We start from the raw sequence: 17,179 nt of genomic DNA on the forward strand, positions 1-17,179 counted from the left end.
TGAACGAAACCCCTTACTATCTGTTGTCAAGGTTCAGTTTTTAGCTTGGTTATCGCTTTTTCCATTGTAGCTTAAAGCCGTCCTAAAAGGACGGGGTTTTAACCCAAATTTTCGATAAAAAAACGACCGACAAGAGAGAATTCCCGTCAGTCAGTCGGTGATGATAGGCCGAATTTTACTCAGCTTTATTTCTTAGCGGGGGCAGCCTTAACGAGTTCCAATTCACTTTCAGCGAAGTTATTGGTATTCAGTCCACTGGCGCTGCCACTAAAACCGGCGTAGTTAACAGTATCAAAACGGACGATAACGGGATAGAGGATACCACTTTTATCAACACTGGCTACGGTTCCCACACCTTTGTACCAGTAAGACTCTTTACGTTTGATTCTAACTTGGGCTCCGCGTTCGATTCCAGACATAGCTGTTGTTTTTTTTTAAGGGTTTAGTTAACAGGTTACAATCAGAGCGAGTTTGCCGAAAGGGTTTTTACTTTAAGTTTTATTGCAAATCTTGCCACTCTGTTTGGACAAAATGCCCCGAACGTCCCCATAGGTCTGCCTTTGGTGTAATGTTAACGATTGTTAAGTTAAAAGGAATGGCCGTAGTCAGGTATTTTTGGGCCGACATTCCCACATCTGGCCCGATTTGAAAAGCGGCGGCGGTGGCTAAACCTAAGCCTAATAACTGAGAAATCGGACCTCTGGGTAAGAGAAGATGAGTTCCTAAGACTAAGCCGGCGGTTAAGGCTAAAGTTACCGATAAATTGGTGCCACAACGCGGATGTAATGCCAATTGCCCCTCGCCATTTTTGAGACGATGGAGCGCCTGTTTGGCCGCAATTTGCAGTTCATTCGTATTAACCTGTCCGTAGAGATAAAAACCCCTATCGGTGGAGAGTCCCCCTAGGGCCTCGTTATCCGCTTGGGAATGGTCAAAAGGCGATTGACGACGGGCAGCCATTTCGCTTAATACCCAGACGGTGGCGTGTTCCAAGGCGTGAACCTGTCGCAGGGTCAGAAATTCTTTGAACCCGGGGATAAAGCCGATTTGTGCCAGTAAATCGCTGTCTTGCTGGGGCGAGGGGTTAAACCAGTCAAAAGAGGGGTTAGAAGGGCTACTAGGGGTCATAAAGTTGCGGTAGGGGGAGTTTTTTCGAGAAAGATGAGGGCGCTATAGAGTTGAAAGGCGGTGTCCCAGTAGGTGTCTTCAATGCGTAATAAGTCCAAATGGGGATTGACCATGGGCAGTAATTCGTAAAAATCGGCGGTGGTTTCGGCAAAAGGGGCAAAATCTGACCACAGGGGAACTGCTGCTAGTTGTTGTTTTAGGTAAGAAGCGAAATGATTCCAGTTATCTCGATTGCTGGTCTGTCTTTCCCGACTTTGTTGGTGGTCGAAAAAAGTAATCCCCGCTTGAAAGTGGTAATGGCGATCGCAAATACGGATAATTAAATCCTGTTTTTTCAAATGTAGATCAATAATCTGGGCATAATCAAGAATACTAATTTTTCTCACTTGATGGCGGCGCGCATCCATATCGACACATTTCCCAAAAATCGGCAAGATTCCCTCTACCACGGCGGTAACTTCTGACCAATCAAAAGTTATACTTGCGGTTAGGTCGTGGGAAGATTGATAGACTAGGGTGGCTTCTGGTTGGATAGCCCGGAAATATCGAGCTAAATAGACCCTAGGCTGGTTAATCGCTTTAATTGGCTGGCAAAAACAGGGAATTCCTTCTTTTCGCAAGTCGTGAACATATACTGCTAATTCGGCCATTGCCCCGACTCGATACAAGCGCCACGAACGACTAGGGATGTGTAAGCGGGCGCTATAGGCATCTATTTTAAATATTTGGGCAAATTTTAGAGCTAAGGGCTGTTTTTCTGCGTTAGCCACCGGTTCAAGAATTAAAAGCCCCATTTCTCGATTACTGGGGTTGGTTTTGGCTTTTTCGAGGGCAGCCTGTCGCTGTTGTTGTTGCTGTTCAACTTCCACCTGTTCAATCGCTTCTAAGCGGGCGATTCCTTGACGAATTTGGGCGATAAGTTGAGGATTAGCGGTTAATAGCAACGTTTTTCGGTATTCTTGCCCTGCTAGGGCGATTTCTCCCGTGATTTCGTTTAAACGCGCTTGGTAGAATTTCAGCCAAGGGTTATCGTTTTCTCGGGTCTGGAAGTCGTTGACAAGACGGGTGGCAGTTTGATAGTCTTGACGGTCGAGCGCTTCAGCAATTTCTTTGAACATAGAAACTCCGGTCAATTAGCTGTCTAAATAGGCGTTAATGATAGCGAGAGCCACTAAGGGAGCGGTAATTGTTCTCAAAATCCGTTTTCCCAGTGATACAGGTAGAAAATCAGCAGCGATCGCTTGTTCTATTTCTGCCTCCGTCCATCCCCCTTCCGGTCCGATGGCAATGGTTATCTCGGTTGATGTTTGCAATTGAGAAAGTAGCGGGTCCACTGTTCTACGGGTAACACCAATATAACAAGTTGTCCCTGGGTTAGCTCCCCGGTTAAGGATGGCTAAAAATGGTTGTGGTTCTTCGATAATAGGAATAATCTGTCTTTCTGATTGTTCTACAGCTTCCCGGGCAATTTTTCGCCAACGGTCGATTTTTTGAGGACTAGGATTAACTAAAACGCGTTCTGTCAGCAGGGGAATAATCCGATAAACTCCTAATTCGGTGGCAGCGCGAACGATATCATCAAAGCCATTTTTGGGAATTGCTACCATTAAATTCACTTGTACTGGTAGTTCGGTGGTTTCGTTTATCGCTTCTAAAAGATAGGCCGAATTATCAATTATTTCTGCTAACCACGCTTGTCCTTGTCCATTTAGGGCAATAAAACGGTCATGGGATTTTAAACGAACAACTTTTTTAAGATAATGACTTTGTTCGGATGTTAAGGTAATTAACCCGTTTTCTAGGGTATTAAAATCAAGAAGAAGACGATAATACAAGGCGGTTTAGTCTATATTGCTATTGTGGTCAGGATCACTGTCAACTATCTATTTTAGCTTTTATGGTATTTTTGTATAGGGTAGATTAGCCTAAAACCTTGATCATTAAGAAATACGGGAATTGATTAATGAATTTACTAGGCATCGTTTTATACTCTTTTACTGGGGTGCTTTTGTTGGGGTTAGCTGTAGCTATCTGGTGGTTGGTCGATACTGTATCTTTATCCCCCACTAAACCGAAAAGAGCTACTTCTAAAAATAATCGTCAAAAGTTGCCAATCAGTAAAAATAAACTTTTGCACTTAGAAAGAGAACTTTTAGCCCTAGTGAATGGAGATAAAGCTTTAGCGACTCGGTTGCTTTTAAATATTAGATTGAGAAATCCCCAACGCAGTAAAAGCTGGTGTTATGAAAAAGTCATTTATGATTTAAAACGAGATCGAGGAGGAATTTAAATTGCCACTACAACAATTAAAATTATTAGAAGAATATCACAGTAATTAACATAATGTCATTGACAAATTTTATCTACCTTGTTTAGATTAGTACCCGATTGGTGCGTCAGGGAAAAAGAGTCGCCCGCTATAGTTCTTTAGACAGCGATCAAGTTATGTTATTATCACAGTTATCTTCGGGAAATCTTGACGCATTAGTGGCAGTAAAATGTCTCGATGAGGTAGTTGATATCCCACAAGTCAGTCAGGGAATTATCCTCGCTGCCGACAGTTATCCCCGTCAATTTATTCAACGTCGCAGCAGAATTATCCCAGCAGCCGGTGGCCAAGAAAAAAGCAACTTTAATCGATGTCTTTCCCCCTGGGGACGATAGTGAGGTAAAATTAATTGCATCGGAGATCAAAAGAGTTATTGATTTTGCTGGGGCAGCCAGCAATCAAGCTGCAGTTATCAACAAATTAGTCCAAGCATTAACTTACTATGGCCTTACCTACTCAGATATGTTATAAAATTTATCCTCATCAAGGTATTTCTTGCCAAATAAGAATTAAGACTTGACAATCCCCACTCCCCAACCCACAGAAAATTTATGGACATAACTGCTAAAATTCAAGAACTGGCACAAAAATATGATATACCTCCCCAACTGCTAAAGGAAGCCATGGCTTTAGAAGTAGCAAAAATTACTCTAAAAAATCGGCGGCTATCACCTAAAATTGTCAAACTTATCGAAAAATATACCGACTCCTCACAATAAATAAACTCTATGACTTTGAGACTGAAACAAATTCGCTTAACTAATTGGAAATGTTACCCTAGTCAAAATATTACCTTTAACCTGCATCCCGACAGAAAAATTCAGATTATCTTCGGTAATAATGGCCACGGTAAAACTTCTCTGATGACGGCGATTTTATGGTGTCTCTATGGGGTAGATATTGTATCTAAAGAGACTCTGAAAACCTATTTTTATCGAGGTAAGGGAGATTCTTCACCGGCAATAGAAATGCGGGTAGAATTAAATTTTATTAAAAACGAGAAAAATTACTTTATCAGTCGCACAGCGAAATTAAAAGGTAATGGTAGCACTTTTTATCCCAGCGTAGAGGAAGCATTATTTTATGAAGATGGAACCATGAAAGGAAGTAACTCTAGGGAATATATCGAAGCATTACTTCCCAAGTCAATTCGAGATTTTTTCTGTTTTGATGGCTCAAAAATCGAACAATATACCCAGATTACTCAAACTAAAGAAGCAAAAGAAGCAATTGAAAAAGTTTTAGGTATCCCGGAATTAAGAAATCTGCGTGATGATACAGAAAAAGCCTTGCAAGAATTAGAAAACCGTTTAAATAAAGCCAAGGGAACCAGTCAAACCTTTAGAGATAAGCTGCAAGAATTACGAGAATTAGAAGAAGACATTGATCTTAAAAAAGGTCAGCTTAAAAATGCCAAAGATAGCGAAAAAGATGCTATAATTATCTACCAAGACGCTCAAGAAAAAGCCGCTCAGATTGAAAGTTTACGAGAAAAATTAGAGGAAATTCATAACTTAGAGAAAAAGCGTATCGGTTTACAAACTCAGTTAGATAACCAGCAAAAGTCTATTGATTCTTGGTTAAAAAAAGCTTCGATACCTTTGCTGATTAACTTTGTACAGGAAATGGTCGATGATTTGCAAGTTACTAGCTTAAAAAGCACTTATAAAACTAATTCTACAGTAATTTTAAAAGCAATACTTGACGATGAAAACTGTTTATGCGGTCGTTGTTTAGATAAAAATTCTCGTGACTTTATCCTGCAACAAATTGCCGAACTAGACTCCTTAGAAGTGGACAACATCACCAGAATAGAAAAAGACCAAATTAGAATTGATTTACAGGGAATTATGCGAGATAATGCTAAATTTAGCAACTATAGTCAATTACTTTTACAAAGAGATCGTTTAGAAGAAGAAATCGAAGAAATTAATCAACATATTAGACAGCTAAAACAGGAAACCACGGGAATAGATCAAGACTCGGTGAGGGAGATTTGGCGAAAAGTTGACGAATCGGAACGAAAAGTTAAGGTGATTGAAGAAAGGGTCGAACGCTTGCAAAAGGAAATTGAAATCAAAGAAAAGCAATTAGAAAATTTACGCAAAGAAGTGGAAATTTTAGCTAGTCAAAATCAGACAACATTGATGTTATCTAATCAGGTTAAAATGGCCAGAGGTTTAAAAAATGCCACTAACGAATTAATCGAATGGCATATCGATAATTCCCAAAAAATGATTAATCAAGCAACCAGCGATCGCTATTTACAAGTAACCAACAAACCGGAGGAATATAGAGGAGTAGAAATCACTCCCGAATACACTTTAGGAATCCGTACCATCACAGGAAAATTATTACATCCCGATGTCTTAAGTGCGGGAGAAAAGGAAGCTTTAGCTTTTGCTTTTATCACCGGTTTAAATCAAATAACCGATACTTGTGTTCCCCTAATTATGGATACACCTTTCGGCCATTTAGACGAAGAACATCAAAAAAATATTATTAACTCTCTCCCTAATTTAAACTCCCAAGTAATTATTTTAGCCACCGATCGCGACTTGAATGAAAATCTGTTAAATCTGCTGCATCCCCACACTACTGATATTTTAAAAATACACCGTTTAGCTGCCGATGAAGATGCTTCCGTGATTGAAGTGATGGAGGGTTACTAATGCAGAGAATCGATCCCAGTTTGAAGATTTATGCCTCGGAAACTTCCAGAAATTATCTACAGGTACTAAAAGATAATAAAACCTTTGATCGCATGGTAGATGCCTATTTATTCGCCGCTGCTTTTGCCATTAAACAAGACTTCAGTATCTACGGAATAACCTTAAATAATCGACAGGATTTAATTACTATTAGCCAAATCGATCCAGAAGTTATTTTAGCTTTAACCGCAGGAATTTATATTATCTGTAAAAAGAATTCCTATCCTCAACCCAGCGATGGCAAAGAAGTTTTAGATAAGATCTGTCAATACGCAGAAGTGGGATTAAGGGAATTAAAAGAACGCTGGCAAGGCAAAGTCAGCCATCAAATTCAAGCTGATATTGAAAGAATTATCAATAATCTCTGAAATTCTCGGCATCTAACTATCTTTTTTAGGGATAACGTCAAATTACATTCTTTCCACACTGCCAAAAAAGACGGGTTCCACGCGAATAGCAATGATACTAGCCGGACGTAAAACCATATATTCCCCTTGGATATTTCTGATCGGAACATTGATAAAATCCTGGGAATCGGCTTTCGGAACTAATTCGTTACTGTACCACTTTTGAAAGTCTTGGATAGTCAAAAAACGGACTTCCTCGCGATGTCCACTGCTTAAGAACAAATGTACGGCGTACTCGTCAGCTTTTCTACTCATTTTTTTAACTAATCAGATTGAATTTTTGTAATAAAGTTGCCATTAAAGGCGGAAAAGTGAGACGCAATTCGCTAAGATCCGAGAAAATTAATTTTTGGTAGCTTGGCAGGTCAAAAGCTAGTTTACCCTTTAATTCCGCTCGATTTTGATAGGTTAGCAGAATTTGTCCGCCCTGTTTACAAGCGATCGCATAACCTAATTCTACACCCACTAGGGGACTGGGCAGCAATTCCGTTTCCTTTTGGCTAATCGCCGTAGCATCGGCAATAAATAATAAACTTTTGCGAATTTTGCGTAATTGACTATCACTCAATCTGGTGACATTGCCCTCAGTTCGGGGCGTTTCTTCGATGTTTAAGGGCAAACGGGAGCGTTTATTGAGATTTTCGACGGTTTCGGTCAAAATTGTTTTTAAAGCGGTGCTAGAGTCCTTAAATTGGCTTTGGGAGCTAAAATAAATGACGGGATCCAACCAAGCGCTGAGGTCCTGTTTAGTAAAGTAAATTTCTTGGGAAATCAGGTCAATATTCGAGATGACGTAACCGCCACTACCTTCGAGGTAAAATTCCACCCTTTCCCCTTCTAGATAGCGTTGGAACCAGACAGAACCCTGTATCGTCAGACTATCATCGAGAAAATCGGCCCTTAAACCCGATTTTAAGAGACTATTGCGACTTAAGCGCAAGTCGTGGGGACGTTTGACAACCTCGCGGATAGGTTCGTATTTGTCCAGATACCAAGCTTTCAGAGCGATGATGGCCATAGGTGTGGCGATTAAAGACACTCACCCATTCTAGCAGTAAGCACCGATATCCTCTCCACATTCATCGGCTAGGTAAGAAAGAGCGCGAAATCTTAACATCATTAGGTTTTCGTAGAGGGGATTTAGCTTGCAAAGGGGCGGAATCTCTAGAATTGTCCGGCTAAATAGGGTAATTTTCCGCGCAAAGGGACATTGAGCCGGAATTAGACGACAAATCTGATGGGCTAGTGCAGGCGTATTAATCTCTAGGCGATCAATTCGTTGCCGCAGGGGTTGCCATAAATCCCATTTTGGTTGCGGTGACGGGTTTTTCCGATTGCCTTTCGACCAAGGGGCAATCCAATTAGACAAAATTATTTTATTTGTGGTATAATCTGATACATCAGCATTGGCCATGGCTTTACCTTCTATTGATTGACTCATAAGGTTCTATCTGAGATTACGAGAGGGCGAACAATCTTTCCCGAAAATCCTCTAGGACGTTCAGACATTTGACCGCTTTAACGATAACATCTCTGGGATAACAGATGCGGCTTATCGCACCAGCAGCCCAGATGCGGGAGTAGCATTCTAGCGATGACGAGACAGAATTATCTCGCCGAATGATAGGAGTGAACTAGACAGAATCTATTGAAAGCGAATAGGCAACAGAGGACAATAGATAACGTCACGAGTGAGTTTATCTAGATTAATCTCTAAGCTTCGTCCAAAGATATTGGCTCTGATTAGAGCTATTTCTAGGTTAGCAAAAACTCAGGTTTTTTCACGTCAGCATAGTACATTTTTTCGGGGTATAAAATAGCACCCGCTTTTGTCAAAGATACGCAATCCAACGGGTGGGGTGTGGGGTGTGGGGTGTAGGGTGTGGGAATTATGAATTTTTCAGTGAACAGTAAACAGTGAACTGATAACTGATAACTGATAACTGATAACTGATAACTGATAACTGATAACTGATAACTGATAACTGATGACTGATTTACATTCTTTCCAAAACGGATATTCCTAGGAGAGATAGGCCTAATTTTAGGGTTCTTGCCGTCAAATCACACAAAACTAAACGAGAGGTTTTAATCGGTTCTTCCGCTTTGAGTACAGGGCAACTTTCGTAGAAACGATTATACTTTTTACTGAGTTCGTAAAGATAATCACATAAACGATTGGGTAATAAATCCTCTTCCACGGTGCTAATTACTTGCGGAAGTTGCAGTAATTGTTTAGCCAGAATTAATTCGCTTTCATCCTTGAGAATTAGCGGTGAATTGGCACTTAAATCCTGAAAATTAATACCACCTTCGCGACTGATACTCTGGACTCTAGCGTAAGCGTACAGCATATAGGGGGCGGTGTTGCCTTGCAGATTGAGCATTTTGTCGTAACTGAAAACGTAGTTACTATTGCGATTTTGGCTGAGATCGGCGTATTTAACGGCACTTAATCCGACAGTTTTGGCAGTCTTAGCGATAAAATCGCCGGTTTCTTCTCTTTCCTCGCTTGCCAGTCTTTTTTCTAAGTCAGCTAGGGAACAGGCGATCGCTTGATCGAGTAATTCTTGTAATTTTACCGTCTCCCCGGAACGAGTTTTTAATTTTTTACCATCTTCCCCTAAAACTAATCCAAAAGCGACGTGAACCACTGCCACATTATCGGGTAAAAATCCCGCTTTTTTAGCCACCTGAAATACTTGGGCAAAATGGTTAGCTTGTCCAGCATCGGTGACATAAATTATTCTTTCAGCTTTATCTTGCCGGACTCGATAACAAATTGCCGCTAAATCGGTGGTAGCGTAATTATAACCGCCGTCGGATTTCTTGACAATTAGGGGCAAAGGATCGCCCTCTTTGTTGGTAAAACCATCGAGAAAGACGCATAAAGCACCGTTGTCTTCTGTTAGCAATCCCTGTTGATCTAATTCTCTGATTACTGCCTCAAGGTAAGGATTATAAAAAGATTCACCCCTTTCGGTCAGTTTTATATCGAGAATATCATAGATTTTCTGAAATTCCCGCCGTGATTGTTGACAAAGTAACTGCCATGCTTGACGACTTTGAGGATCACCAGACTGTAATCTTACTACAGCTTGACGGGCAATTTCTTTAAATTTTTCGTCTTCATCAAAACGAATTTTTGCCTTTTTATAAAAGCTAACTAAATCCCCTAAATCGAGGGCATCTGCTTGGGTTAAAGCGCTAGGATAAGCTTCTTGTAGATAGGTGATTAACATCCCGAATTGAGTACCCCAATCCCCGACGTGATTAAGACGAATTACTTGATGATGACGAAATTCCAAAATCCGGGCAATACAATCACCAATTATAGTTGATCGCAAGTGACCAACGTGCATTTCTTTGGCAATATTGGGACTGGAAAAATCGACAATAATTTTTTGACTGGGGTTAGCAGCGGCAACTCCTAAACGGTTGTCGGTAATTAGGTCTTTTAATTGGGTTTCTAGATAACCGGGTTTAAGGGTAAGATTGATAAAACCGGGTCCGGCAATTTCGGGGGTTTGACAGAGATCATCTATCTCTAGATTTTTTAGTAAAGTTGCCGCCACTTCCCGCGGTTTTTGTTTTAATTCTTTGGCTAAAGAGAGGGAAATATTACATTGATAATCGCCAAAACGGGGGTTACTAGCGGCCACAATTAGAGGATCGGTATCAGCGAAGTTTTCCCCAAAGGATTTAACTAGGGACTGGGAAAAGCGTTCTTTTATTTGTTGGATAATGGCAGTCATAGAGAGAATTTAGGAATGAATGTTAGAAATCTATGGGTAATTAGGAAATTTATCTTGCTCTCATCTTGAATAGAATTGATCCGAACGGGGCATTACGTCCATTTTCTTGGTACATTATAAGCATCAAATTTAGTATCTTTACTAATTAGAATTAGCGATCTGTTTAGAGATTGAGCAATTAGCATTCTATCAAATGGATCACGGTGATGCAAGGGTAAAGTACAAATTTTTAGAGTATCAGAAAATGATATAGACAGTAAGGTTATATCTGATGCTTCTAGTTTAGTTTCAATGGTTTCATAACTTTTTTGTAGGGCTAACTTACCTAAATTTAACTTAATCGCAATTTCCCAGAGACTAACAATACTGACATAAACTTCAGGAGCAAAATCAATTTCCTCCCGAAGATTATTAGGCAAGTTAGGATCGTTTTCAGTTAACCAGATGAAAGTATGGGTGTCCAGAAGAAAAGATGTCATCACATATATTCCTGAAAATCTTCCAAAGACTGATCAAAGTCATCGGACAAAGGCAAGGTAAATGTACCTTGTAAAATTCCTGAACGACCTTTCCTAAGAGAAGATTTCTCTATAATAACATCTGATTGATAATTGGCCATCAAATATTCAGCATAGTGAAGCAGCTCTATTTTTAATAACTCTGGCATTGCTTCGACAGTTTCTAATATTTTTGTGTCTATATTCATAGGTTTGGGATATTTAATCTGAGCGAATTCTTACTAATTACTTATTCCTTAACCAATAAAACCACGGCATAAACTGCGATACCTTCTTCTCGTCCTACCGGTCCCAATTGTTCGTTAGTAGTGGCTTTAATTCCCACCTGTTCCGGATTAATATTGAGAGTTTCTGCTAACTTGGTTCGCATCGCACTAAGGTGGGATTTCATTTTCGGTTTTTCGGCGACAATTACCGAATCAATATTATTAATCTGCCAACCTTTATCGATAATTAATTGATTAACTTGCTCTAATAATTTTAAACTATTCGCCCCTTGCCATTGCGGGTCTGTGGGGGGAAAATAATGACCGATATCGCCTAAACTAAGCGCCCCCAGCATGGCATCCATAATAGCGTGGGTTAAGACATCGGCATCACTATGACCCAATAAACCCACAGTATGGGCAATTTCTACTCCTCCTAAAATTAAAGGTCTTCCTGTCACCAATCGGTGGATATCGTAGCCGTTACCAATACGAATATTCATAGAGCAGTCCTCTTGGAGCTATATTAATTATCTTATCGCAAAAGGGAACGGGAAACGGGGAAATATTTATTTGTTTTTAATGGGTGCATCTTATTTTTGTCAATCAACTAAGTTAGTATTTTTAAAGGGAAACTCTCTGCTAAAGTCTGCCGTTACTTTCGATTTTATCACTCAATCCAAGCTTTTGGGGGGTTCTACCCCCCAAACCCCGGAGCGCATTAGTTTTTCGGTGGGATGCTTACAGGCAGCTGCTGATATATCTGTAATAATTTAAGAGTTACTGATAATTGCTGATTATCGGTATTTCTGCAAGTGTGAGATGGCTCCTTTTTAATAGTATTATTAACTGCCAATCGAACTTTAAAAACCCGCTGCCTTCTCCCCACTTGCCACTCTATACTTGTTAACTAAGATTTAGTATAACTCGATCGCTGTTAAAATTGCGGTAGAATCGGGAGAGTAACTCCGAGTTTTTTCTTGGGGATAATCTCCTAACTTCTGACTATCCACTGCCAATTCCCGCAAAGGATAGCCATTTATTCTATCAGATTGAGAAGATATTAAGCATGATAACACTTGTGATTATGTTTTTCGCTGCCTTGCTGGCAGCTGCCGATTTTACTTACCAAGTTTTGATTCATTTTCCCGTACAAATCCTCAATTTTTTGGGGTCGTTGCTGTCCTATGGAGTGATTGGACTGATAATTTTCGTCCTAGTGTGGATTGTGGGTGACTGATTTCTTGGGGTAAAAAAATGAGAGAATTAGCCTTAGCCAATTCTCCCCAATTTAAGCCAACTTTTAGTTTTTACTATTCACTAGCCACTGCTTGGGGTTGTCCTTGCGGTTGGAATTGGAACAGGGAATAAACCACGTTACGACGGATATCAATCATCATTTCTAAAAACATCTCGTAGCCTTCCTGTTTATACTCAATTAGGGGGTCTTTTTGACCGTAACCGCGTAAACCAATCGACTCGCGTAAAGCTTCCATAGCTTGCAGGTGTTCGCGCCATAACATATCGATTTGTTGCAGGATAAAATAACGTTCGGCATCGCGCATTAAACCGGGGCGAATACTATCAACTTGACGTTCTTTAATTTCGTAAGCTTTGCGAACTTCTTCGTGGAGGAACATCTTGATATCATTAACACTCATATCCTCGATATCTTTAGCGGTAATATCTGCCAAGAGATAGACAAATTCCTGAGATTTACTAATCAGTTTTTCTAAATCCCATTCTTCCGCCGGCAGTTCGGGATTAATATAAGCCATGACGATTTCATCCATGGTTTTTTCGGCGTATTGCAGCACCTGTTCTTTTAGGTCCATCCCCTCCAAAACCCGACGACGTTCGGCATAAATAGCGCGCCGTTGATTATTCATCACCTCGTCGTATTCAAACACCTGTTTCCGGGCATCATAATAGAAGGTTTCCACTTTTCTTTGCGCTCCTTCCAAGGAACGAGTCAACATTCCCGATTCAATGGGCATATCTTCTTCCACCCGGAAGGCATCCATTAAACCCGCCACGCGGTCGCCCCCAAAAATCCGCAATAAATTGTCTTCTAGGCTTAAAAAGAAGCGTGTGGAACCGGGGTCGCCCTGTCTGCCCGCTCTGCCTCGCAATTGGTTGTCAATACGGCGGGATTCGTGGCGTTCCGTCCCGATAACGTGCAGTCCGCCTCTTTCTACTACCTCATCGTGTTCTTTACCTGTGTAATCTTCATAACTTTTGCGAATTAATTTATAGACTTCCCGTAACTTTTGAATAACCTGGTCATCCGTGGGAGCTTTTTCGGCCGCAATAGCGATTTTTTCTTCTACTTCTAATTCCGGTAAACTTTGAGTTCCGTGGGTATCAACGGCAAATTTAACCGCTTCTTTCAGGGTATTTTCTACCTCTTTCGGTAACTCAGTGGGAAAAATTTCCGCCGAGGCGCGCCAGTTTTTTTTCTTTTTACCCGGAGCGAATCCTTGCGGTCGATTTCGTTCTCCTAAACTGGGTAAACTAAAGGCCAAATTGTCATCTTCGGGCATAACTAATTTGGGCATTAAATACTCGCGAATTTTCAATCGGGCCATATAGTCGGAGTTACCACCGAGGATGATATCGGTTCCCCGTCCTGCCATGTTCGTGGCAATTGTCACAGCGCCGGCCCGGCCTGCTTGGGCGACGATTTCCGATTCCCTTTCCACGTTTTCTGGACGAGCATTAAGCAAGTTATGGGGAATCTTTCTTCCCTGTAATAAAAGCGAAAGCACTTCCGATTTTTCTACACTGGTAGTACCGACTAAAACCGGGCGGCCTTCTTCGTGCATTTGTTGACATTCTTCGGCGACGGCGTTCCATTTTGCCTGTTCATTTTTATAGACCACATCAGCTAAATCTTGCCGACGAGAAACGCGGTTAGTCGGGATAATTGTTACTTGCAGGTTATAGACTTTTTCTAGTTCCGTTTCTTCGGTTTTGGCCGTCCCGGTCATGCCAGATAATTTCGGATAGAGTAGGAAAAAGTTTTGATAGGTAATCGTGGCTAAGGTTTGGGTTTCCTGTTGAATTTCTACCCCTTCCTTAGCTTCCACTGCCTGATGTAAACCATCGCCCCAACGTCGCCCCGGTAATACCCGTCCCGTGAACTCATCAACAATAACAATTTCACCACTGCGGACGATATAGTTAACGTCTTTTTTCTGGAGTTCTTTGGCACGAATAGCGTTAGAAATATAGTGCGCCCAGGGATTTTCTTGGTCGTATAAATCGGTAACTTCTAATAGTTCTTCCGCTTTTTTAAAGCCTTCATCGGTCATTAAAACGTTACGGTCTTTTTCGTTAACTTCGTAGTCTCCCGGTCCGTCTTCTACTTCTTGGCGCACTAATTGCTTGGCGATTTCGGCAGCGAGAATATATTTTTCTGTGGGTCGATCGATCGCTCCTGATATAATTAATGGAGTTCTCGCTTCATCGATAAGAATGGAGTCCACTTCGTCGATAACGCAGTAGTTAAAAGGTCTTTGGACGACTTCCCCCATCACTGTAGCCATGTTATCGCGCAGATAATCAAAGCCGAGTTCGCTGTTAGTGGTGTAGGTGATGTCACAGGCATAATTTTTCTTTCTTTCTTCCGGACTCATGCCGGCTTGAATTAGTCCCACACTTAACCCTAAAAAGCGATGTACCTGCCCCATCCATTCCGCGTCACGACGGGCGAGATAATCGTTGACGGTGACGACGTGAACCCCTTTTCCGGTCAATCCATTCAAATAAGCGGGGAGAGTGGCAACTAGGGTTTTTCCTTCCCCGGTTTTCATCTCGGCGATTTGTCCTTTGTGGAGTACCATTCCCCCCAATAACTGTACGTCAAAGTGACGCATCCCTAAGACTCGGATGCCCGCTTCCCGGACAATGGCGAAAGCTTCGGGGAGGATTTCCTCGAGAATATCCTCTCTTTGCTCATAATTTCTCGCTTTGTCCAATCTTTCCTTAAATTCGCTGGTTTTGCTCCTTAATTCGTCATCGGATAGGTTTTTAATATCTTCTTCCAGCAGGTTGATTTCGGTGACGAGGGGCTGAAATTTTTTAATTTTGCGGGCGTTGGGATCTCCCAGTAGGGCTTTTAACATAGCAGTTTTGATTCTCTCGCTTCGATTGGCTCTTGGTCTGTGGTGTTAACAATTGTATCACTCTGGTTGGGAGTGGAGAGTCATTTATCGGTGAAAAGGGACTATTGCCAGTGGGCAAAAATTAAGTTAGAGATGGTATCTTAGAGCTAAGAATATACTGATCTACTTTGATTCCCTAAAACCTTAAAAAACTTAGTATTGCCGACAAAGGAGGGTGAAACCATGACAGAAAGCCTTACCATGGCATCCCTCTACCAGAAACTCTCACAAATCGGACTTAAAAAAAATTATGTCCGAAAAAATGGCTTACCCAGTTGGTGGGATGATGAACTCAATGATAAACCCGTTGCGGTCCTAGAAGGAGCAGGTTATATCGCCAAAAACCTCAATCTTGACCTCTCATCTTTATTAACCCCTCAAGAAGAGGTCAAATTTAATAGACCTCCCCATACTAAATTTAAACAGCACAATAGCCAAAATAACCAACATCCCTATCTAGCGCAAGCTTTAGCGAGTCGGTTTGCTGAGTTAATTTCCTTGGGGGTTGAAGTTAATTATACTCCTTTACCTAAGGATGCTAAAACCATCAGGGAAGACATCTTAAGTGACCAGCCAAAGGTTGACTTGACCTCTCTTTTAGACTATTGTTGGTCTCAGGGAATAGCGGTAGGATACTTTGATCATTTTCCTAACAATACTAAGAAATTTGCTGGATTAATTCAATGGCATTCCACTTCTCCTGTAATTATTCTTAGTTCAAAACATCAACAGTCGGCAAGACTCGCTTTTGACTTAGCACACGAATTAGGACATTTAGCATTAGCACATCTAAACAATGGGGTATTAGTTGATGAAGACATTACATTTGATAATGATTGCGAAGAAAAAGAAGCTAATCAATTTGCCACTGAATTACTCTTAGGTGATTGTGATAACTGCCTTGGGGATGGGAAATTCCAAAATGCTGAAAAATTGAGTAAATATGTTCAAGAACATTTTATCTCTCATCATCCCGATATTGATATAGGTGCAATTATTCTGAACTATGGATGGCATAATAGGGACTACTTTGCTTTAGCCATGAAGACTTTAAAAGTATTAGAACCTAACCCAAATGGCAACAAGATTATTAATGAATATTTGGCCAATCAGTTAGACTGGGATAAATTTGATGACGAAACCTACGAGTATCTAGAAAAGGTGTTAGGAGTTTAATCTTGACTGGTTCTGTTTATTGTTTGGATAATGACATTATCCTAAAATTGGCCACCTGTGGTTTATTTGAGAAAAACCTCAATACCTTTGGAGTTGAGATTAATCAAGTTAAAATTCTTGAGACATTTCAATATAAATTTAAAAGGCAAGCGCAGCAAAAAAGAAAGAGAAACCCTGTTAAATATAACCTAGAAGACGCTTTATCTGTCGTTGAAACCTGCGAAAAATATCAATTAATAATATCAATCAGGAGGATTTTATTCAATTACAGAAAATTGAAGGAATAGACATAGGTGAGGCTATTCTCCTCAGTTATGTTAGCTACTTGAATAAACAAAATAATTTAAGCTATTTACTCACGGGAGATAAACGCTGCTTAAAAAAAATAAATGTTCCTGAAACTAATCAGATTACTGGCTACCTTGAAGGTAAAATATGGTGTTTAGAACAATTAATTTTAAAAGATATTGAAATTTATGGATTTAATTGTATTCAAGAGAAAGTTTACCCCTTTAGAGATTGTGACACTAATCTTAAACTTATATTCGGTTATAGCAGAGAATCAGCAGAGCAGCAAGTCAGAGAAGCGTTAGCAACTGAAATTAGGCAATTAAGAAAAGAAACGGTAAACTTACTTTATCCCTACCCTCAAGGATAGCAAAATTTGGGCTCTTCGGGAATTGTTATGCAAATAATTAACTTAAAATAAAATTCGATGAGAGCAACTACGCTCAAAAGTAGCTGAAATTCATACAGGAAAGGACTTAAGGCACAAAAGGGTTA

Annotated in this window: 22 protein-coding genes; 9 read left to right on the forward strand and 13 right to left on the reverse strand. The window is 40.5% G+C overall.

Annotation, left to right across the window (positions count from 1 at the left end; translation table 11 throughout):
• Positions 1-185: 185 nt before the first annotated feature.
• From EWV84_RS13880 to EWV84_RS13895, 4 genes are all read right to left on the reverse strand, one after another.
• Positions 186-419 (reverse strand): photosystem I reaction center subunit IV, encoded by a 234-nt coding sequence (locus tag EWV84_RS13880; RefSeq protein WP_286825342.1) that lies wholly within the window; start codon positions 417-419, stop codon positions 186-188.
• A 79-nt stretch (positions 420-498) separates the two neighbouring features.
• Positions 499-1,128 carry a DUF6391 domain-containing protein gene (locus tag EWV84_RS13885; protein WP_286825343.1) on the reverse strand — a complete coding sequence of 210 codons (630 nt, stop codon included), beginning with the start codon at positions 1,126-1,128 and terminating at the stop codon, positions 499-501.
• Positions 1,125-2,246, reverse strand: a complete 1,122-nt coding sequence (locus EWV84_RS13890) for a tetratricopeptide repeat protein (protein ID WP_287078446.1) — start codon at positions 2,244-2,246, stop codon at positions 1,125-1,127. The genes EWV84_RS13885 and EWV84_RS13890 overlap by 4 nt, the downstream gene beginning before the upstream one ends.
• 15 nt (positions 2,247-2,261) lie before the next feature.
• Entirely contained in the window at positions 2,262-2,963 is a 702-nt protein-coding gene (locus EWV84_RS13895; protein WP_287078447.1) for a 16S rRNA (uracil(1498)-N(3))-methyltransferase, read from the reverse strand.
• Positions 2,964-3,091: 128 nt separating this feature from the next.
• Between EWV84_RS13895 and EWV84_RS13900 the strand changes: the two genes are divergently transcribed.
• The 5 genes from EWV84_RS13900 to EWV84_RS13920 all read left to right on the forward strand — a co-directional run bounded on the left by EWV84_RS13900 (position 3,092) and on the right by EWV84_RS13920 (position 6,536).
• A complete protein-coding gene (locus EWV84_RS13900) occupies positions 3,092-3,418 on the forward strand; it encodes a hypothetical protein (protein WP_287078448.1) in 327 nt (108 codons plus the stop codon).
• Positions 3,419-3,519: 101 nt separating this feature from the next.
• A complete protein-coding gene (locus EWV84_RS13905) occupies positions 3,520-3,792 on the forward strand; it encodes a helicase-related protein (protein ID WP_287078462.1) in 273 nt (90 codons plus the stop codon).
• Between the two features lie 216 nt (positions 3,793-4,008).
• Entirely contained in the window at positions 4,009-4,176 is a 168-nt protein-coding gene (locus EWV84_RS13910; RefSeq protein ID WP_287078449.1) for a hypothetical protein, read from the forward strand.
• Between the two features lie 9 nt (positions 4,177-4,185).
• Complete coding sequence (locus EWV84_RS13915) at positions 4,186-6,129, forward strand: AAA family ATPase (RefSeq protein ID WP_287078450.1); 1,944 nt, start codon at positions 4,186-4,188, stop codon at positions 6,127-6,129.
• A complete protein-coding gene (locus EWV84_RS13920) occupies positions 6,129-6,536 on the forward strand; it encodes a hypothetical protein (RefSeq protein WP_287078451.1) in 408 nt (135 codons plus the stop codon). The genes EWV84_RS13915 and EWV84_RS13920 overlap by 1 nt, the downstream gene beginning before the upstream one ends.
• Before the next feature lie 42 nt (positions 6,537-6,578).
• Here the strand turns inward: EWV84_RS13920 and EWV84_RS13925 are convergent, their stop codons facing one another.
• The 7 genes from EWV84_RS13925 to ispF all read right to left on the reverse strand — a co-directional run bounded on the left by EWV84_RS13925 (position 6,579) and on the right by ispF (position 11,557).
• Positions 6,579-6,830: a hypothetical protein gene (locus EWV84_RS13925; protein WP_287078452.1), complete on the reverse strand. Its 252-nt coding sequence runs from the start codon at positions 6,828-6,830 to the stop codon at positions 6,579-6,581.
• Between the two features lie 4 nt (positions 6,831-6,834).
• Positions 6,835-7,593, reverse strand: coding sequence for a hypothetical protein (locus EWV84_RS13930; RefSeq protein WP_287078463.1), 759 nt, complete (start codon positions 7,591-7,593; stop codon positions 6,835-6,837).
• Positions 7,594-7,623: 30 nt separating this feature from the next.
• Positions 7,624-8,016 carry a Mo-dependent nitrogenase C-terminal domain-containing protein gene (locus EWV84_RS13935; protein ID WP_286825352.1) on the reverse strand — a complete coding sequence of 131 codons (393 nt, stop codon included), beginning with the start codon at positions 8,014-8,016 and terminating at the stop codon, positions 7,624-7,626.
• A 556-nt stretch (positions 8,017-8,572) separates the two neighbouring features.
• Positions 8,573-10,330, reverse strand: coding sequence for an arginine--tRNA ligase (gene argS / locus EWV84_RS13940; protein ID WP_287078453.1), 1,758 nt, complete (start codon positions 10,328-10,330; stop codon positions 8,573-8,575).
• A 92-nt stretch (positions 10,331-10,422) separates the two neighbouring features.
• The gene (locus EWV84_RS13945) at positions 10,423-10,809 is read right to left on the reverse strand and encodes a type II toxin-antitoxin system VapC family toxin (protein WP_045361180.1); all 387 of its coding nucleotides are present in this window, start codon (positions 10,807-10,809) and stop codon (positions 10,423-10,425) included.
• Positions 10,809-11,036 carry a type II toxin-antitoxin system VapB family antitoxin gene (gene vapB, locus EWV84_RS13950; RefSeq protein ID WP_287078454.1) on the reverse strand — a complete coding sequence of 76 codons (228 nt, stop codon included), beginning with the start codon at positions 11,034-11,036 and terminating at the stop codon, positions 10,809-10,811. Before vapB ends, EWV84_RS13945 begins: the two co-directional genes overlap by 1 nt.
• A gap of 41 nt (positions 11,037-11,077) precedes the next feature.
• The gene (gene ispF / locus EWV84_RS13955; RefSeq protein ID WP_286825356.1) at positions 11,078-11,557 is read right to left on the reverse strand and encodes a 2-C-methyl-D-erythritol 2,4-cyclodiphosphate synthase; all 480 of its coding nucleotides are present in this window, start codon (positions 11,555-11,557) and stop codon (positions 11,078-11,080) included.
• 79 nt (positions 11,558-11,636) lie between these two features.
• On the opposite strand from ispF, the gene EWV84_RS13960 reads away from it, so the two are divergent.
• Positions 11,637-11,831 carry a hypothetical protein gene (locus EWV84_RS13960; protein WP_287078456.1) on the forward strand — a complete coding sequence of 65 codons (195 nt, stop codon included), beginning with the start codon at positions 11,637-11,639 and terminating at the stop codon, positions 11,829-11,831.
• A 140-nt stretch (positions 11,832-11,971) separates the two neighbouring features.
• On the opposite strand, the gene EWV84_RS13965 is transcribed toward EWV84_RS13960, so the two are convergent.
• On the reverse strand, positions 11,972-12,133 hold the full coding sequence (locus tag EWV84_RS13965) for a hypothetical protein (RefSeq protein WP_286825358.1): 162 nt from the start codon (positions 12,131-12,133) through the stop codon (positions 11,972-11,974).
• A 234-nt stretch (positions 12,134-12,367) separates the two neighbouring features.
• Positions 12,368-15,181, reverse strand: a complete 2,814-nt coding sequence (gene secA / locus EWV84_RS13970; RefSeq protein ID WP_287078457.1) for a preprotein translocase subunit SecA — start codon at positions 15,179-15,181, stop codon at positions 12,368-12,370.
• 222 nt (positions 15,182-15,403) lie between these two features.
• Here secA and EWV84_RS13975 point away from each other — a divergent pair, with 222 nt between their 5' ends.
• The 3 genes from EWV84_RS13975 to EWV84_RS13985 are packed head-to-tail and all read left to right on the forward strand — an operon-like array spanning position 15,404 to position 17,054.
• Positions 15,404-16,396, forward strand: a complete 993-nt coding sequence (locus EWV84_RS13975; RefSeq protein ID WP_287078458.1) for an ImmA/IrrE family metallo-endopeptidase — start codon at positions 15,404-15,406, stop codon at positions 16,394-16,396.
• A 2-nt stretch (positions 16,397-16,398) separates the two neighbouring features.
• A complete protein-coding gene (locus tag EWV84_RS13980; RefSeq protein ID WP_287078459.1) occupies positions 16,399-16,683 on the forward strand; it encodes a hypothetical protein in 285 nt (94 codons plus the stop codon).
• 38 nt (positions 16,684-16,721) lie between these two features.
• Positions 16,722-17,054 (forward strand): hypothetical protein, encoded by a 333-nt coding sequence (locus tag EWV84_RS13985; protein WP_287078460.1) that lies wholly within the window; start codon positions 16,722-16,724, stop codon positions 17,052-17,054.
• The last annotated feature ends 125 nt before the right edge of the window (positions 17,055-17,179 follow it).

This window comes from Microcystis sp. M_QC_C_20170808_M3Col (assembly GCF_007095505.1).
In the GTDB taxonomy this organism is placed as follows: domain Bacteria; phylum Cyanobacteriota; class Cyanobacteriia; order Cyanobacteriales; family Microcystaceae; genus Microcystis.

What these genes read in the sequence shown, in the direction of transcription:
- EWV84_RS13880 (WP_286825342.1), bottom strand. Translation starts at nt 419, where the DNA reads ATGTCTGGAATCGAACGCGGAGCCCAAGTTAGAATCAAACGTAAAGAG.
- EWV84_RS13885 (WP_286825343.1), bottom strand. Translation starts at nt 1,128, where the DNA reads ATGACCCCTAGTAGCCCTTCTAACCCCTCTTTTGACTGGTTTAACCCC.
- EWV84_RS13890 (WP_287078446.1), bottom strand. Translation starts at nt 2,246, where the DNA reads ATGTTCAAAGAAATTGCTGAAGCGCTCGACCGTCAAGACTATCAAACT.
- EWV84_RS13900 (WP_287078448.1), top strand. Translation starts at nt 3,092, where the DNA reads ATGAATTTACTAGGCATCGTTTTATACTCTTTTACTGGGGTGCTTTTG.
- EWV84_RS13910 (WP_287078449.1), top strand. Translation starts at nt 4,009, where the DNA reads ATGGACATAACTGCTAAAATTCAAGAACTGGCACAAAAATATGATATA.
- EWV84_RS13915 (WP_287078450.1), top strand. Translation starts at nt 4,186, where the DNA reads ATGACTTTGAGACTGAAACAAATTCGCTTAACTAATTGGAAATGTTAC.
- EWV84_RS13920 (WP_287078451.1), top strand. Translation starts at nt 6,129, where the DNA reads ATGCAGAGAATCGATCCCAGTTTGAAGATTTATGCCTCGGAAACTTCC.
- EWV84_RS13925 (WP_287078452.1), bottom strand. Translation starts at nt 6,830, where the DNA reads ATGAGTAGAAAAGCTGACGAGTACGCCGTACATTTGTTCTTAAGCAGT.
- EWV84_RS13930 (WP_287078463.1), bottom strand. Translation starts at nt 7,593, where the DNA reads ATGGCCATCATCGCTCTGAAAGCTTGGTATCTGGACAAATACGAACCT.
- EWV84_RS13935 (WP_286825352.1), bottom strand. Translation starts at nt 8,016, where the DNA reads ATGAGTCAATCAATAGAAGGTAAAGCCATGGCCAATGCTGATGTATCA.
- argS (WP_287078453.1), bottom strand. Translation starts at nt 10,330, where the DNA reads ATGACTGCCATTATCCAACAAATAAAAGAACGCTTTTCCCAGTCCCTA.
- EWV84_RS13945 (WP_045361180.1), bottom strand. Translation starts at nt 10,809, where the DNA reads ATGACATCTTTTCTTCTGGACACCCATACTTTCATCTGGTTAACTGAA.
- vapB (WP_287078454.1), bottom strand. Translation starts at nt 11,036, where the DNA reads ATGAATATAGACACAAAAATATTAGAAACTGTCGAAGCAATGCCAGAG.
- ispF (WP_286825356.1), bottom strand. Translation starts at nt 11,557, where the DNA reads ATGAATATTCGTATTGGTAACGGCTACGATATCCACCGATTGGTGACA.
- EWV84_RS13960 (WP_287078456.1), top strand. Translation starts at nt 11,637, where the DNA reads ATGGGTGCATCTTATTTTTGTCAATCAACTAAGTTAGTATTTTTAAAG.
- secA (WP_287078457.1), bottom strand. Translation starts at nt 15,181, where the DNA reads ATGTTAAAAGCCCTACTGGGAGATCCCAACGCCCGCAAAATTAAAAAA.
- EWV84_RS13975 (WP_287078458.1), top strand. Translation starts at nt 15,404, where the DNA reads ATGACAGAAAGCCTTACCATGGCATCCCTCTACCAGAAACTCTCACAA.